This window comes from Burkholderia latens (genome assembly GCF_902499045.1).
In the GTDB taxonomy this organism is placed as follows: domain Bacteria; phylum Pseudomonadota; class Gammaproteobacteria; order Burkholderiales; family Burkholderiaceae; genus Burkholderia; species Burkholderia latens.
Window position 1 is genome coordinate 63,481 of the sequence record NZ_CABVPL010000028.1, and the last position, 16,362, is coordinate 79,842.

Below are 16,362 nucleotides of genomic sequence, written 5' to 3' on the forward strand. Positions count from 1 at the left end.
GCAGGCATTTGGGGGAAGTCATGAGAAAGCAATGGGCAGCGGCCGCGCTCGCGGTGTCGCTGTTGGCGGGTTGCGCCGGCGTCACGACCGGCGTGAGCGCGCTCGGCCGGCCGGATGCGTTCGCGTCCGGCGCGCACGGCTACGCGTTCGTTCGCACGGCCGCGCAGGCCGACGATGCCGACTACCGGCAGATCGAGACGCTCGTGCACGACGAACTCGCTCGCCGCGGGTTCGACGCGCAGCCGGCGCAGGCCGCGCGCTACCGGCTGTCGATCGCGTATGCGACGCAGCCGGCGTCGGTCGCGGCCACGGCCGAGCAGTGCGGCGCGGCGAGCAGCGCGTGCGTGACGGTGGACGGGCCGGCGCCGTTCGCGCTGCCGTTCGCGGGCACGATCTATCGCCACGTGCTGACGCTGCGTTTCGTCGATGCGAAGTCGGGTGCGGACGTCTATCGCGTGTCGGCGTCGCTGCGCGATCGCGACGCGGGCTCGCGGCAAGCCGCGCCGACGCTGGTGAAAAGCGCGCTGGCGAAGCTGCCGTTCGAGCCCGGCGACGGCTGGCTCGTGAAGACGAAAAAAGACGACGCGGGCGCGATGCCGGGCGTCGTCTCGGTGAAGCCGGCGGCCGCGCGCTGACGCGCGGGCCGACAGGTAAGGGCGGGGCCCCCGCGCACGCGGCGCGGGCCCCTGCCGCGTTCAGGCGGCCGGTTGGCCGTTTGCGCGCGAACGCAGGTACGCGTCGAACTCGGTACCGACTTCCGGGTGGCGCAGCGCGAATTCGACCGTCGCCTTCAGGTAGCCGAGCTTGCTGCCGCAGTCGTAGCGCGTGCCCTGGTACTTGTACGCAAGCACCTGCTCGTCGGCGAGCAGCGCCTGGATCGCGTCGGTGAGCTGCAGTTCGCCGCCCGCGCCCGGCTTCAGCGCGCGCAGGTGCTCGAAGATCCGCGGCTTCAGGATGTAGCGGCCGACCACGCCGAGGTTCGACGGCGCGACTTCCGGCGCCGGCTTCTCGACGATCGCCGACATCTTGACGATCGACTCTTCCCACTCCTTGCCGTCGACGATCCCGTACGACTTCGTCTCCGACGGCGGGATCTCTTCCACGCCGATCACCGAGCTGTGATAGTGGTCGAACACGTCGACCATCTGCTTCATCACCGGCGGGTTGCCGTCGAGCAAGTCGTCGGCGAGGATCACCGCGAACGGGTTGTCGGCCACCAGCTTCTCCGCGCACAGCACCGCATGGCCGAGGCCGAGCGCTTCCGGCTGGCGCACGTAGAAGCAGTCGACGTGGCTCGGCTTGATGCTGCGCACGAGTTCGAGCAGTTTCTCCTTGCCGCGCGCTTCGAGTTCGGCCTCGACCTCGTACGACTTGTCGAAGTGGTCCTCGATCGCGCGCTTGCTGCGCCCGGTCACGAAGATCATTTCCGTGATGCCCGCGGCGATCGCTTCCTCGACTGCGTACTGGATCAGCGGCTTGTCGACAACCGGCAGCATTTCCTTCGGGCTCGCCTTCGTTGCCGGCAGGAACCGCGTGCCGAGGCCGGCGACGGGGAATACTGCCTTGGTGACTTTCAACATGATCGAACCTTTATTCCTGTAATCGACTTGTCAGAACAGTCTATGTTCACGTTCCGATTATAGTGAACGCAAACGACCTTACCGTTTGTTACGCAGGCAACCGATCGAGTTGCGCGCGCAGCTTGTCGAGCGTGCTCTGGAAATCCGCAACCCGCTTTTGCTCCTGCTCGACCACGGCCGGCGGCGCTTTCGCGACGAACGCCTCGTTGCCGAGCTTCGCATTGCACTTCGCGATCTCGCCCGTCAGGCGCGCGATTTCCTTCGACAGGCGCTCGCGTTCGGCCGCGACGTCGATCTCCACCTTCAGCACCAGCTTGTTCGGACCGACGATCGCGATCGGCGCGCCGTGCGCTTGCTGGTCGAGCGTTGCTTCGTCCGCGAGGATCTGCACTTCCGACAGACGCGCGAGCGCCTGCACGTACGGCGCGAACGAGCGCAGGCGTTCGGCGTCGCCGGCCACGAGCAGCGGCACCTTGGTTGCCGGCGACAGGTTCATTTCGCCGCGCAGGTTGCGGCATGCGTCGACGATCGCCTTCAGGTCGGCCGCCCATTGTTCGGACGCCTCGTCGATCTTCTGCAGGTTCGCGACCGGATACGCTTGCGTCATCAGCGACGCTTCGCCTTCGGCCTTGCCTTGCGGATAGCGGCCGGCGAGCGGCGCGACCTTCTGCCAGAGCGCTTCGGTGATGAACGGGATGATCGGGTGCGCGAGACGCAGCACCGTTTCCAGCACGCGCAGCAGCGTGCGGCGCGTCGCGCGCTGCTGTTCCGGCGTGCCGTTCTGGATCTGCACCTTCGCGAGTTCGAGGTACCAGTCGCAGTACTCGTCCCACACGAACTTGTAGATGCTCGTCGCGATGTTGTCGAAGCGGTAGTCGGCGAAGCCCTTCGCGATGTCGGCCTCGGTGCGCTGCAGCAGCGACACGATCCAGCGGTCAGCCGCCGAGAAGTCGAGATAGCCGCCGGGGCCGCAGTCGCCCGCGCCGCACACGTCCGGCTTGTCGGCGCCGCAGTCGTGGCCTTCGCAGTTCATCAGCACGAAGCGCGTCGCGTTCCACAGCTTGTTGCAGAAGTTGCGATAGCCTTCGCAGCGCGCGAGGTCGAAGTTCACGTTGCGGCCGAGCGTCGCCATCGACGCCATCGTGAAGCGCAGCGCATCGGTGCCGAACGCGGGGATGCCGTCCGGGAATTCCTTGCGCGTCTTCTTCTCGATCGTCGCGGCCTGCTTCGGGTTCATCAGCCCGGTCGTGCGCTTCGCGACCAGCGTGTCGAGGTCGATGCCATCGACGATGTCGATCGGGTCGAGCGTGTTGCCCTTGCTCTTCGACATCTTCTGGCCTTCCGCGTCGCGCACGAGGCCGTGCACGTACACGGTGTGGAACGGCACCTTGCCGGTGAAGTGCGTCGTCATCATCACCATCCGGGCGACCCAGAAGAAAATGATGTCGAAGCCGGTGACGAGCACCGACGACGGCAGGAAGTGCTGCAGTTCAGGCGTTTCGTTCGGCCAGCCGAGCGACGAGAACGGCACGAGCGCCGACGAGAACCACGTGTCGAGCACGTCCTCGTCGCGCTTCAGCGCGCCGGTGTAGCCCTTCGCCGCGGCCTGCGCACGCGCTTGCTCCTCGTCGCGCGCGACGAACACTTCGCCGTTCTCGCCGTACCATGCGGGAATCTGATGACCCCACCACAGCTGGCGCGAGATGCACCAGTCCTGGATGTTCTCGAGCCACTGATAGTAGGTGGTCGTCCAGTTTTCCGGTACGAACTTGATCTGGCCGCTGCGCACGACGTCGAGCGACGTTTCGGTGATCGACTTGCCCGGATTGAACGTGCCTTCCGGCGCCGGCTTCGTCATCGCGACGAACCACTGGTCGGTCAGCATCGGCTCGATCACGACGCCCGTGCGGTCGCCGCGCGGCACCATCAGCTTGTGCGGCTTCACCGAGTCGAGGAACCCTTGCGCGTCGAGGTCGGCGACGATCGCCTTGCGCGCGTCGAAGCGGTCGAGGCCGCGATACTGCTCGGGGCCGTTGTCGTTGATCTTCGCGTCGAGCGTCAGGATCTCGATCGGTGCGAGGTTGTGGCGCAGGCCGACCTGATAGTCGTTGAAGTCGTGCGCGGGCGTGACCTTCACGACGCCGGTGCCGAATTCGCGATCGACGTAGTCGTCGGCGATCACCGGGATCTCGCGGCCCGTCAGCGGCAGCGTGACGAGCTTGCCGATCAGGTGCGCGTAGCGCTCGTCTTCCGGATGGACCATCACCGCGACGTCGCCGAGCATCGTCTCCGGGCGCGTGGTCGCGACGGTCAGCGAGCCCGAGCCGTCGGCGAGCGGATAGCGGATGTGCCACAGATGGCCGTTTTCTTCCTCGCTCACGACCTCGAGGTCCGACACGGCGGTGAGCAGCACCGGATCCCAGTTGACGAGGCGTTTGCCGCGATAGATCAGGCCCTGTTCATACAGCGTGACGAACACGTCGCGCACGGCGGCCGACATCTTGTCGTCCATCGTGAAGTATTCGCGCGACCAGTCGGTCGACGCGCCGAGGCGGCGCACCTGGCCGGTGATCGTCGAGCCGGACTTCTCCTTCCATTCCCACACGCGCTCGACGAACTTCTCGCGGCCGAGGTCATGGCGCGACACGCCCTGCGCATCGAGCTGGCGCTCGACGACGATCTGGGTCGCGATCCCCGCGTGGTCGGTGCCGGGCACCCACAGCGTGTTCTCGCCGAGCATCCGGTGATAGCGCGCGAGGCCGTCCATGATCGTCTGGTTGAACGCGTGGCCCATGTGCAGCGTGCCGGTGACGTTCGGCGGCGGCAACTGGATCGCGAAATCGGGGCGCGCCGGGTCGAACGCCGGTGCGGCATAGCCGCGTTTTTCCCACTCGGGCCCCCATTGGGACTCGATGGTGTGGGGCTCGAAACTCTTCGCCAGCGTGCTGTCGCTCATGGTGGAAATTTGCCGAAAAATGCTTGTTGGAGACTTGAACCGCTCATTATAAATCGCCAGGCGGCGAGTGAGCCGTTCGCGGCTTGCAGTCAGGTTCGTACGTGTCCAATTGCTGACGCGTGTCGAGACGGCTAACTTGCGGGTCGGGCGGAGGCTTTGAGTTGGCGGGGGCTCCCTGCCGCACCAGTCTGCCGTCGCCACTAAGGAGAATGGAGTGATACGACCGACATTTGCCGCCGCATGGGCGGCGTCAACGAAGATTTACGATCCGGCCCGTTCGGGCGAAAGAGTGGCAGAGGTGATCGGGGGCAGCGTCGCTGCGCATATCCGGGATAAAACGAACCCTTGGCGGAACACATGCGCGGTTCGTATGAGCTATATCCTGAATGACGCAGGCGTAATCGTCCCGTTCATGTCGGGCAAGACCAGAGAAGGGGCCGATCGTCGGCACTATTTCTATCGTGTCCGAGATGTGGTCTCGTTTCTGAAAGTTGTTTGGGGCGCGCCCCAAATCGTTGCCTATCCGCCGAGTGGCGGGGGGGCCCTGGCGGGGAAATGTGGTCTTATCCTTTTCGAGGTGCATGGGTGGAGTGACGCCAGCGGTCATGCGACGCTTTTCAATGGGCGCCAGTGTTACGACGCTTGTTATTTCAACGAGCCGGGGGCGAACTATCGCACTAGCCGTGCTTATTTCTGGGCGCTCAAATGAACATTTTTCGGGCAGTCTGTGCCGTCGCGCTATGTTCGGCACTGTCTGCCGAAGCGGCCGATTCCGTCATGGCCGTGCGGCGCACCAATGCGGAGAATTACAAGGACAGGGCGTTGGCGGCCTGCTTGTCGATCGCTTACCGAGGATCGCCGGCAGGCAAGGATGCCGAAATTACCAAGAGTGTGTTCCTGGAATGGACTTATTACGATGAGGAACAGGGCGATCGGGCGGTCGAGCGGCTTGCAGAATACTATTTGCGCCGCGATTACGGCAATCCCGTGGAAGGTTACGCCGGGGCCGAATTTGCTCTGCTGAAATGCCTGGACCTGTATCACGGCCCCGAACTAGACGAACAAGTCCGTCGGTACGTTCCTCATCCCGACTGGATTGGGGACAAACCGGCCGGGCGGCGCGGAAAATAACGTGCTCGCTTGGGGCGCGCATCGATTGGGCACTACGTTGAAAAGCCTGCTGCTAGCGCTCTGCATGGCGCTGCCGACCCGTTCGGCCACGGCGGTGACGCAAGTCACGGTCGCGGCTCCGGATGCTCGGTCTCCTGTCGCGCGGTACTCGCAAAAAACTTTGCTGAAAAACTGGGCACTTAGCGTCTGTCTTGCACAAGTCGCGCACAGTGTCCGCGACCGGGAGGATGCGAATGCGGCCGCGAGCGCGTATCTGGAGTTTGGCCGCCAGCCGATCGAAGCCTACGATGCGCTCCGTGCGCTCGCGCGGCGGTATGCCACCCGGACATACGGCGGTTCGATTCCGGCGTCGTTCAATATGATGAAGTGCATCGATCTGTTCCACAGTCGGGAGCTCGACATGCTTGCCGATCGGCTGGCAAAAGCGCGCTAGTGCCGAGAAGAGTGCCATCCCGGCTTTGAAATGTCCGGGCCTGTACCAAGCAAACTCGACGAACAAGTGGGCCGGTATGTCCGTCATCCCGACTGGATTGGGGACAAACCTGCTGCCGCGCGCCGGAAATAGCGCGGGTCAAGGGTGCCGGAGCCACCACCGGCGCGGAAGGCGGCCTCGTTGCGCCGCGACGCCGCATCGGTCCGCCACGGCATCGCACACGACGGACTTATAATGGCGGGTCCGCATTTTTCTCGCTCGTCCGCCGCCGCTCCATGCCCGATCTGCTCGCCAATCTGAACCCTGAACAATACGCCGCCGTCACGCTGCCGAACGAACCGGCGCTGATCCTCGCGGGGGCGGGCAGCGGCAAGACCCGCGTGCTGATCACGCGCATCGCGTGGCTGATCCAGCAGGGCTACGCGTCGCCGGCAACCGTGCTCGCCGTCACGTTCACGAACAAGGCCGCGCGCGAGATGATGGCGCGGCTGTCCGCGATGATGCCGATCGACACGCGCGGGATGTGGATCGGCACGTTCCACGGGCTGTGCAACCGGATGCTGCGCGCGCACTACCGCGACGCCGGCCTGCCGCAGACGTTCCAGATCCTCGACACGGCCGACCAGCTGTCCGCGATCAAGCGGCTGATGAAGGCCGCGAACGTCGACGACGAGAAGTACCCGCCGAAGAACGTCCAGTACTTCATCAACAACGCGAAGGAGCAGGGGCTGCGTCCCGACAAGGTCGACGCGTCCGACAACTTCAACCGCAAGTTCGTCGAGCTGTACCAGGCGTACGACCAGCAGTGCCAGCGCGAGGGCGTCGTCGACTTCCCCGAACTGCTGCTGCGCTGCTACGAGCTGCTCGCGTACAACGCACCGCTGCGCGCGCATTACCAGGCGCGCTTCAAGCACATCCTCGTCGACGAGTTCCAGGACACCAACAAGCTGCAGTACGCATGGCTCAAGATGCTCGCGGGCGGCCAGAACGCGATCTTCGCGGTCGGCGACGACGACCAGTCGATCTATGCGTTCCGCGGCGCAAACGTCGGCAACATGCGCGACTTCGAAGACGAATTCCGCGTGCGCAACCTGATCAAGCTCGAGCAGAACTACCGGTCGCACGGCAACATCCTCGACGCGGCGAACCAGCTGATCTCGAACAACTCGCACCGCCTCGGCAAGAACCTGCGCACCGACGCCGGCCACGGCGAGCCCGTGCGCGTGTACGAGGCGAGCACCGATGCGCAGGAAGCCGGCTGGATCGTCGAGGAGATTCGCTCGCTGATCAACACCGGGATGTCGCGCAGCGAGATCGCCGTCCTGTATCGCAGCAACGCGCAGTCGCGCGCGATCGAGCACACGCTGATGACGTCGGGCATCCCGTATCGCGTATACGGCGGCCTGCGCTTCTTCGAGCGCCAGGAAGTGAAGCATGCGCTCGCCTATCTGCGCCTGATCGACAACCCGAACGACGACACCGCGTTCGCGCGCGTCGTGAACTTCCCGACGCGCGGGATCGGCGCGCGCTCGATCGAGCAACTCGCGGATGCCGCGCGGCTGTACGACTGCTCGATGGCCGCCGCGATTCCGTATGTGACGGGCAAGGCCGGCTCGAGCCTCGGCGCGTTCGCGACGCTGATCGCGAAGATGCGCGCCGAGACGCAGCAGATGAGCCTGCCGGAGACGGTCGAATACGTGGTGCGCGCAAGCGGCCTCGCCGACTTCTACCAGGGCGAGCGTGAAGGCCAGGACCGCCTCGAGAACTTGCAGGAACTCGTGAACGCGGCCACCGCGTTCGTCAGCGAGGAAGGCTACGGGCTCGACGCGCCGGCCCGCTCGATTCCGCTGCGCGCGGGCGCGATCGCGGCGCCGGAGCTTGGCGTGGATGCGGACGATCCGTCGGTCGACGTGCTCGATCCCGCGCCGCTCGGCGACCCCGCGCAGAATCCCGACACGATGACGCCGCTCGCGGGCTTCCTGTCGCACGCGTCGCTCGAAGCCGGCGACAACCAGGCGCAGGCCGGACAGGACGCCGTCCAGCTGATGACGGTGCACGCGGCGAAGGGCCTCGAATTTTCGGCGGTGTTCATCACCGGGCTGGAAGAAGGGCTGTTCCCGCACGAGAACAGCGTGCTCGAATCGGACGGCCTCGAGGAGGAGCGCCGGCTGATGTACGTCGCGATCACGCGCGCAAAGGAGCGGCTCTACCTGTCGTTCGCACAGAGCCGGATGTTGCATGGCCAGACGCGCTACAACGTGCGCTCGCGCTTCTTCGACGAATTGCCGGAGCACGTGCTGAAGTGGCTGACGCCGAAGGTCGAGGCGGGCTCGCGCTGGGGCGGCCGCTCGGACAACGCCGGCTGGGGGCGCGACTGGTTCGCGCGGCCGGGCGGCGGCAGCCGCGAGCAGATCGTCGACGCCGCCGTGTCCGCGCCGCTGCCCGCGTTCGCGGACAAGCAGCGCGCGGCCGACACCGGGTTCCGCGTCGGCCAGCAGGTGTTCCATACCAAGTTCGGCGAGGGCACCGTCACCGCGCTCGAAGGCAACGGCGCCGATGCGAAGGCGCAGGTGAAATTCAAGCGGCACGGCGAGAAGTGGCTCGCGCTGGCCGTCGCGAAACTGCAAGCGGTGGAGTGATGAGCATCGACATGGTTGAAACCGCGGCCACGCGCCCGCTCGGCATTCTGGCCGCGCTGCCCGAGGAACTCGGCGACCTGATCGCCGCGATGCGCGCCGACGGCGCGATGAAGACGATCACGCTCGGCCGCCGCGATTATCACGTCGGCACCGTGCACGGCGCGGCGTGCGTCGTCACGCTCGCGCGCGTCGGCAAGGTCGCGGCCGCCGCGACCGTCAGCGCGCTGATTCACGTGTTCGGCGTGTCCGGCGTGGTGTTTACCGGCGTCGCCGGCGGCGTGTCGCGCACGGTGCGCGTCGGCGACGTCGTCGTCGCCGATACGCTGCTGCAGCACGATCTCGATGCGTCGCCGCTGTTTCCGCGCTACGAGGTGCCGCTGCTCGGCATCACGCGCTTCGCGACCGACGCGGAATTGACGGCGCGCCTGAAGGCTGCGTGCACGCTGTTCGTCGCCGAAGAGGGCGCGCGGTTCGCCGAGCGCTTCGGCCTCGCCGGCGCGACGCTGCACGGCGGCCTGATCATCAGCGGCGACCGCTTCGTGTCGAGCGAGCGCGAAGTCGTCGCGCTGCGCGACGCGCTGCCGGACGCGCTCGCGGTCGAGATGGAAGGCGCGGCGATCGCGCAGGTGTGTGCGGAACACGACGTGCCGTTCGCACTCGTGCGCACGATCTCCGACACGGCCGACGATCACGCGACGCAGTCGTTCTCGCACTTCCTGTCGGAGATCGCGAGCAGCTATTCGTCCGGCATCCTGAAGCGTTTCCTGACGCTGCATGCGACGACGGCGGCCTGAAGCCGCCGTCATCCTTTCCGTTCCAGGCGATCGACCGGCCGCGGCACGCATCCCGCGGCCGTGTCGTCACGCGTTCTTGCGCCGGCTGCTTTCGAGGTTCGGCAGGAACACCGTCAGCACGCCGATCAGCGGCAGGAACGAGCACACCTTGTAGACGAACGCGATGCTCGTCGCGTCCGCGAGCTGGCCGAGCACGGCTGCGCCCACGCCACCGAGGCCGAACGCGAAGCCGAAGAACAGGCCCGCGACCATCCCGACCTTGCCCGGCATCAACTCCGTTGCATAGACGAGGATCGCCGCGAACGCCGACGCCAGCACGACGCCGATGATCACGCTCAGCACGCTCGTCCAGAACAGGTTCGCGTACGGCAGCAGCAGCGTGAATGGCGCGACGCCGAGGATCGACACCCAGATCACGTACTTGCGGCCGATGCGGTCGCCCACGGGCCCGCCGATCAGCGTGCCGGCTGCCACTGCCGCGAGGAACACGAACAGGTGGATCTGCGCGGCCTGCACCGACAGGTGGAACTTGCCGATCAGATAGAACGTGAAATAGCTGTTGATGCTTGCGAGATAGAAGTACTTCGAGAACACCAGCAGCACGAGCACGCCGATCGCGGCGAGCACGCGGCCTTGCGACAGCGTCGGATGGCCGGCCGCCGCCGCCTTCTTCTTCATCGACGGGTGCTTCTTGTACCAGTGGCCGATCTGCGTGAGCACGACCATCGCGACGAGCGCGGCCGCCGAGAACCACGCGATGCTGTGCTGGCCGTGCGGGATGATCACCAGCGCGGCGAGCAGCGGCCCGAGCGCCGAACCCGCGTTGCCGCCGACCTGGAACAGCGACTGCGCGAGCCCGTGCTGGCCGCCCGATGCCATCCGCGCGACGCGCGACGATTCCGGATGGAACACCGACGAGCCGCAGCCGACGAGCGCGGCCGCCACCAGCAGCATCGGGAAATTCTGCGCGGCCGACATCAGCAGCAGCCCCGCGAGCGTGAAGCCCATCCCGACCGGCAGCGAATACGGCTTCGGCCGCTTGTCCGTGTACAGGCCGACGAGCGGCTGCAGCAGCGATGCGGTGATCTGGTAGGTCAGCGTGATCAGGCCGATCTGCGCGAACGACAGCGCGAACTGGCTCTTGAGCATCGGATAGATCGCGAGGATCAACGACTGGATCATGTCGTTGAGCATGTGCGAAAAGCTGATCGCGCCGAGCACCGGGTAGACGGTGCGCGGAGCAGGCGGAACGGACGGCTGGGCCGCGGCGGCCGTGCCGGCGCCCGTATCGAGGCTGGTTTCCATGTGAGCTGAGCGAGTTGAGGTGGCAGGACGCGCTCTGATGGGGATCGGCGCGTTGGAATCGTTGTTGCGTCAAAGGAGTGTAGTGTGGCGTATTGAGAATGTCCGGCCAAGTTTTGTCGCAATTCGGACATTGATGTGACGATTCGCTTATTGGTCGCCTTTTTTGACCGGGTATAACGCTGCGGCGCGGCCGCTCGCCGAGGGGGCCGCGGGCCCGGATCGGTGTTTGTCCGGACTCAAGGCGCGCCGATTGCGGCCGTAGAAGACGCAACGACAACATCGGCGCGCCGCGCCTGCACCGGCCACGAGCCGGGGCGGCGCGGGCCGCGCGGCATTGGCCAGCCGTCGCGGGAATGCCGTCCGCCGGAACCGACCTTTCCGGCGGCGTGATCACTACGGGGATATATCGATGAAAGCAGCAGCATCATTGCATCCGCAGCGGGGGGCGACCGTCGCCGCATCCGGCGCAGCCGCGTCGGCCGCCGGACCTGCCGCCCGCCGCGCGCGCGCGGCCCGGCGCGAACGCCGGCCCTGGACCGTCAAGGCGACGTTGCGGACGGCGTTCGCGATCCTGCTGATCGGCACGCTCGCGATCGGCGTGTTTTCGCTGTGGCAGATCAGCCGGCTGAACGCGTCGATCGGGTCGGTCTACGAGCAGGGGCACGTCGCGAGCCGGGCCGCGGAAGAAGTGCGGGCCGAGGTGCTGCGCGCGAGCCGCGCGCAAAAGATGCTGCTGACCGCGACCACCGCGAAGGAGCGCGACGATCTCGGCGCGGAGGTCGGCGCCGGGCTCGCGTCGATCCGCGACGCGCTCGCGACGCTGCAGCGCTACGCGGATCCGGCGGACGCCGACGATTCCGCGCGGCTGCGCGCGTTTTCGATCGCGGTCGGCACGTGGAGCGGCCATCTGCGCGATTTCGTCGCGCTCGTGCAGGCGCAGCCGCTCGACCTGTCGCAGATGAACTGGCAGGTCGGCACGCAGGACGTGTCGCTGCTGGTCGAGACCGGCAAGCTCGAGAAACTCGTCGCGATGCTCGTGAAGACACGCGGGGCGAAATCGAAGGCGACGCTCGATGCGTCCGCGACGATCTTCTCGTCGTCGTTCGCGATGATCGCCGCGATGACGGCCGCGCTGATCGTGCTCGCGATCGCGATCGCCGAACGCGTCGTGCGCCGCCTCGCGTCGCAGCTCGGCGGCGAGCCGGCGGACGCGAAGGCGATCGCCGCCGACATCGCGCGCGGCGATCTGACGCGGCCGATCCCGCTCGCCCGTAACGATCGCGACAGCATGGTGCGCGCGCTCGCCGACATGCAGACCGGCCTCGCGGCCACTGTCGGCGAGATCGCCGTCAGCGCCGAGGCGATCGCGGCGGCGTCCGGCGAGATCTCGACCGGAAACCTCGACCTGTCGCGGCGCACCGAGCAGCAGGCCGTCGCGCTTGAACGCACTGCGGCCAGCATGGAGGAGCTGACGTCGACCGTGCGACAGAACGCCGAAAACGCGCGGCAGGCGAGCGCGCTCGCGGCCAATGCGTCCGCTGTCGCGGAGGCGGGCGGTGAAGTCGTCGGGCGCGTGGTCGCGACGATGAGCGAGATCGACGACAGCGCGAAGAACATTCGCGACATCATCGGCACGATCGAGGGGATCGCGTTCCAGACCAACATCCTCGCGTTGAACGCGGCGGTCGAGGCGGCGCGCGCCGGCGAGCAGGGGCGCGGCTTTTCGGTGGTGGCCGGCGAAGTGCGGCTGCTCGCGCAACGCTCGGCGACCGCGGCGAAGGAGATCCGCGAGCTGATCGGCGCGTCGGTGGAACGCGTCGCGAACGGCGCGACGCTCGCGCACGACGCGGGCCGCACGATGGACGACGTGGTGCGGGCGGTGAAGCGCGTGACCGACATCATCGGCGAGATTTCGGCGGCATCCGACGAGCAGAGCGCCGGAATCGAGGAGATCGGCCGCGCGGTCACGCAAATGGATGCCGGCACGCAGCAGAACGCGGCGCTCGTCGAGCAGGCGGCGGCCGCCGCGAATGCGCTCGACGAACAGGCTCAGGCGCTCAAGGCGCTGGTCGGGCGCTTCCGCATCGCCGCGTAAGCGCCTGCGGCCGTCCGGCGCTCACGACTTCTTCGGCTGGTCCGGATCGATGATGACCGTGCAGGTCGTGCCCGCCGACAGCACCACGTCGGCCGGCACTTCGTCGATCCGGATGCGCACCGGCACGCGCTGTGCGAGGCGCACCCAGTTGAAGGTCGGGTTCACGTCCGCGACGAGGTCGCGGCTTTGCGGGTTGTCGCGATCGTAGATGCCGCGCGAGATGCTTTCGACGTGGCCCTTCATCACGCCGCCGCTCATCAGCCGCATTTCGGCCGGCGCGCCGATCTTCACGCGCGGCAGCTTGGTTTCCTCGAAGTACCCGTAGACCCAGAACGAGTGGCTGTCGACGATCGCGAGCTTCGCCTGGCCGGCCACCGCGTAGTTGCCCTTGAACGTCTGCAGGTTCGTGATGTAGCCGTCGACCGGCGCGACCACGCGCGTGCGCGCGAGGTTCAGCTTCGCTGCGTCGAGCGCGGCGAGCGCCTGCTGGTACTGCGCCTCGGCGCTCGACGCGCTGTGCGCCGCGTTCTCGCGGTTTTCCTTCGACACGACGAGCGCATCGAGGTCCGCGCGGCGGGCCGCGTCGTCGCGGCGCATCTGCAGTTCCGCGCGGCGGGCGGCGACGGCCGCCTGCGCCTGCTCGACTGCGATCTGGTAGTGCGACGGATCGATCTGCATGATCAGGTCGCCTTTTTTCACGAGCTGGTTGTCATGCACCGGCAGCTCGACGATCGCGCCCGACACGTCCGGCGCGACGTTGACGATCTCGGCGCGCACGCGCCCGTCGCGCGTCCACGGATCGTCCATGTAGTGCACCCACAGCGAGCGCCCGATCAGGATCGCGACGAGAAGGATGACGGCGGTTGCGACGAAGCCGAAGAGTTTTCTGAGAATCATGATGGTTCGGAATCAACGGTAAACGGCGAGACTCAGTCCGCCGCAAATGCAGACGAGAAGGCACGCGCGGAACAGCGACGGGTGCCAGACGACACGGTAGAGGCCCGTATAGGCGAGCAGGCGGTCGACGGCCCAGGTGGCCAGCCCGCCCAGCACGAACATCAGCACCACCGTGGGCATGTAGGCATCGAGAATGGCGATTTCACGCGGCATCATGACGAGGCTCCTGGTTGGGCGCGCACGGCGCGGTTGCGGTTGAGCGGCTCGAGCGGCGATTCCGGATCGAGCAGCGCCGTGCGCACGAAGTGCAGATGGCTCAGGATGCGCTGCAGCCGGTGGCGCTCGTCGCGCGACGGCGCGACCGCGTCGAGCGTTTGCCGGGTCGCGTCGATCGCCGCGTTGACCGCGGCGAGCGTCGCGTCGAAGCGTTCGGCATCCGGCTTGCTGAACAGCGCGGACAGCGCCGTGCGCATCGTCTCGATCGCGCGCCGCCATGGCGTCGCCGGCGCATAGCGCGGATCGGACGGCAGCGTCGCCAGCTCGGCGCGCAGGTCGAGCGCCGCGTTGCCGGTTTCGAGCACCGCGAACATCCAGCGCAGTGCGTCGCGCTGCACGTCGGGCTGGTCGGCCGACAACGTGTGCGCCTGGTACATCAGATCGCGCGCGCCGCTCTCGAAGCGCGTGCGCAGGCCGGCGAGCCGCGCGTGGCATGCGGCGACCACCTGGTGCCGCAAGTCCGCGAACAGCCGCTTCTTCAGCCACGGCGCGGTCGGCGGGAACAGCACCGCGAACGCGATCGCCGACACCAGCATCGACAGCACCAGCGCGAGCGCGTCGTTCATGAAGCTCATCGGGTCGTAGTGCGTGATGTTGTCGGGCCCGGCAAGGAAGCAGAAGAAGATCAGATAGCCCATCCCGTAGCCGGCGAGCTTCGGCTTCAGCGTCATGTAGATGCCGATCGCGAGCAGCGGCGCGAGCGCCACGCACAGCAGCGGGAAGCCGTCGATGTGCGGGTAGATGCCGAACGTCAGCAGGAAGCCCGTGCAGACGGCCAGCGCGGTGCCCATCCCCATCTGCGCGGACATCGCGGTCGGTCGCGGCGTCGACGACGCGAGCGCGCAGGTCGCCGCCGCGGTCAGCGTCATCGTCACGCCGCTCGGCCACGCGGTTGCGATCCAGAACCAGCCGAGCACGAGGATCACGGTCGCGGTGCGGATCGCCGCGATCACCATCGCGGTCACGTTGGTGCGCGGCTCGTAGCGTTCGATCCAGCGTTCGCGCTCGTGCGTCGCGCTCGACAGCGACGCGTAGGTCGCTGCGTATTCGTGCAGGTCGGTGATGAAGCGGTACAGCAGTTCGGCGGCCGTGTCGAAGTCGAGCAACGGAAAGTCCGGCTGCGCTTCGAGCGCGGCACGCGTCGCGCGGATGCGCCGCGGCAGCGCGTCGCGCCACGCGAGCAGCTGTTCGGCCGCGAGCGCCGCGTCGGCCGACGAGCGCACCGGATCGCCGTTGCGCGTCAGCAGCGGCGCGATTTCGCGGAAATACGGCTCGATCGCATCGATCGCGGCCTGCGCACCGGCCGCGCGCAGCCGGTTCATCAACTGGTGCAGCGCATGGAAGCGGCTCGATACGCTCATGAATTCGCTGTTCAGCCGCGCGAGACGGCCGCTGCGCATCCGCGTGTCCGGATCCTCGAACACGGCCATGCTGCGCGCCGCCTCGAAGCCGACCACGTCCGCGACGAAGCGCGTATGGATCGTTTCGATGTGCCCGCGATCGAGCTTGCCCGACAGTGCCGCCGCGACGTAGTCGACGAAGTTGCCGAAGCGCTTGCGCACCGTCGTGCGCATCTGCTGGCCGGTGGTCTGCGGAAACACCAGCGCGCTGACGACGCCCGCCGACACGATTCCGACCATGATTTCGGCGACCCGCGTCATCGCGCTCATGAACGCGCCGTCCGGGTGTTGCGACGCCGGCAGCCCGATCAGCGCGGTCGTGTAGCCGGCGAGCAGGAAGCCGTAGCTGCGGAAGTTGCGGTTGCGCGCGGCGCCGGCCGTGCACAGCGCGACCCACAGCGCGACGGCCAGCAGGAACAGCTGCGGCTGCTGCGGGAACAGGCCGACGAACGCGAGCGTCGCGATCAGCCCGAAGATCGTGCCGGCGACGCGGTAGAAGCTTTTCGCGAGCACGGCGCCGCTTTGCGGCTGCATCACGATGAACACGGTCGTCATCGCGGTCTTCGGCGCCGGCAGGTCGAGGCGCATCGACACGCCGGTCGCGATGAACGCGGCGAGCAGCGCCTTGAACAGATAGAGCCACGCGGCGCCGTCGGTGCGGGCCCAGTCGCCGAATGCGGCGTACCAGGCCGCGAGCGGACCGCCGGCGTGCGTGGAAGCGGGAGAGGAGGCTGACATGAGGGGCGCTCCGCGTTACCGTGCGGCCGTGGCGGCGGCCGTGCCGGCCGCGGCGGCCGTGGCGTTCGTCGCGACCTGCGCGGGCCGGGCGGCGGCGACGGGCTTCGCGCCCGAGGCG

13 protein-coding genes are annotated in these 16,362 nt (G+C 67.2%); 7 read left to right on the forward strand and 6 right to left on the reverse strand.

Annotated elements, in window-relative coordinates; translation table 11 throughout:
• Positions 1–20 precede the first annotated feature (20 nt).
• Complete coding sequence (locus tag BSE24067_RS19330; RefSeq protein ID WP_151064063.1) at positions 21–635, forward strand: DUF4136 domain-containing protein; 615 nt, start codon at positions 21–23, stop codon at positions 633–635.
• A gap of 60 nt (positions 636–695) precedes the next feature.
• Here BSE24067_RS19330 and galU read toward each other — a convergent pair whose 3' ends face one another.
• Both galU and BSE24067_RS19340 read right to left on the reverse strand, forming a co-directional pair.
• A complete protein-coding gene (galU, locus tag BSE24067_RS19335) occupies positions 696–1,580 on the reverse strand; it encodes a UTP--glucose-1-phosphate uridylyltransferase GalU (protein ID WP_151064065.1) in 885 nt (294 codons plus the stop codon).
• An 88-nt stretch (positions 1,581–1,668) separates the two neighbouring features.
• Entirely contained in the window at positions 1,669–4,536 is a 2,868-nt protein-coding gene (locus BSE24067_RS19340) for a valine--tRNA ligase (RefSeq protein ID WP_151064066.1), read from the reverse strand.
• A gap of 298 nt (positions 4,537–4,834) precedes the next feature.
• Between BSE24067_RS19340 and BSE24067_RS19345 the strand changes: the two genes are divergently transcribed.
• From BSE24067_RS19345 to BSE24067_RS19365, 5 genes are all read left to right on the forward strand, one after another.
• Entirely contained in the window at positions 4,835–5,245 is a 411-nt protein-coding gene (locus tag BSE24067_RS19345; RefSeq protein ID WP_420883519.1) for a type VI secretion system amidase effector protein Tae4, read from the forward strand.
• Positions 5,242–5,667, forward strand: coding sequence for a type VI secretion system amidase immunity protein Tai4 (locus BSE24067_RS19350; protein WP_174904830.1), 426 nt, complete (start codon positions 5,242–5,244; stop codon positions 5,665–5,667). Before BSE24067_RS19345 ends, BSE24067_RS19350 begins: the two co-directional genes overlap by 4 nt.
• Positions 5,668–5,704: 37 nt before the next feature.
• Positions 5,705–6,100: a T6SS amidase immunity protein Tai4 family protein gene (locus BSE24067_RS19355; protein WP_208455035.1), complete on the forward strand. Its 396-nt coding sequence runs from the start codon at positions 5,705–5,707 to the stop codon at positions 6,098–6,100.
• Positions 6,101–6,375: 275 nt separating this feature from the next.
• Positions 6,376–8,739 carry a UvrD-helicase domain-containing protein gene (locus BSE24067_RS19360; RefSeq protein ID WP_151064070.1) on the forward strand — a complete coding sequence of 788 codons (2,364 nt, stop codon included), beginning with the start codon at positions 6,376–6,378 and terminating at the stop codon, positions 8,737–8,739.
• On the forward strand, positions 8,739–9,533 hold the full coding sequence (locus BSE24067_RS19365) for a 5'-methylthioadenosine/adenosylhomocysteine nucleosidase (RefSeq protein ID WP_420883483.1): 795 nt from the start codon (positions 8,739–8,741) through the stop codon (positions 9,531–9,533). The genes BSE24067_RS19360 and BSE24067_RS19365 overlap by 1 nt, the downstream gene beginning before the upstream one ends.
• 66 nt (positions 9,534–9,599) lie before the next feature.
• Here BSE24067_RS19365 and BSE24067_RS19370 read toward each other — a convergent pair whose 3' ends face one another.
• Positions 9,600–10,838 carry an MFS transporter gene (locus tag BSE24067_RS19370; protein WP_151064073.1) on the reverse strand — a complete coding sequence of 413 codons (1,239 nt, stop codon included), beginning with the start codon at positions 10,836–10,838 and terminating at the stop codon, positions 9,600–9,602.
• Between the two features lie 409 nt (positions 10,839–11,247).
• On the opposite strand from BSE24067_RS19370, the gene BSE24067_RS19375 reads away from it, so the two are divergent.
• Positions 11,248–12,933 (forward strand): methyl-accepting chemotaxis protein, encoded by a 1,686-nt coding sequence (locus BSE24067_RS19375; protein ID WP_174904831.1) that lies wholly within the window; start codon positions 11,248–11,250, stop codon positions 12,931–12,933.
• 21 nt (positions 12,934–12,954) lie between these two features.
• Here BSE24067_RS19375 and BSE24067_RS19380 read toward each other — a convergent pair whose 3' ends face one another.
• The 3 genes from BSE24067_RS19380 to BSE24067_RS19390 are packed head-to-tail and all read right to left on the reverse strand — an operon-like array spanning position 12,955 to position 16,244.
• Complete coding sequence (locus BSE24067_RS19380; RefSeq protein ID WP_151068693.1) at positions 12,955–13,830, reverse strand: efflux RND transporter periplasmic adaptor subunit; 876 nt, start codon at positions 13,828–13,830, stop codon at positions 12,955–12,957.
• Positions 13,831–13,842: 12 nt separating this feature from the next.
• Entirely contained in the window at positions 13,843–14,046 is a 204-nt protein-coding gene (locus BSE24067_RS19385) for a DUF1656 domain-containing protein (protein WP_151068694.1), read from the reverse strand.
• A complete protein-coding gene (locus BSE24067_RS19390; RefSeq protein WP_151068695.1) occupies positions 14,043–16,244 on the reverse strand; it encodes an FUSC family protein in 2,202 nt (733 codons plus the stop codon). Before BSE24067_RS19390 ends, BSE24067_RS19385 begins: the two co-directional genes overlap by 4 nt.
• Positions 16,245–16,362: the final 118 nt, after the last annotated feature.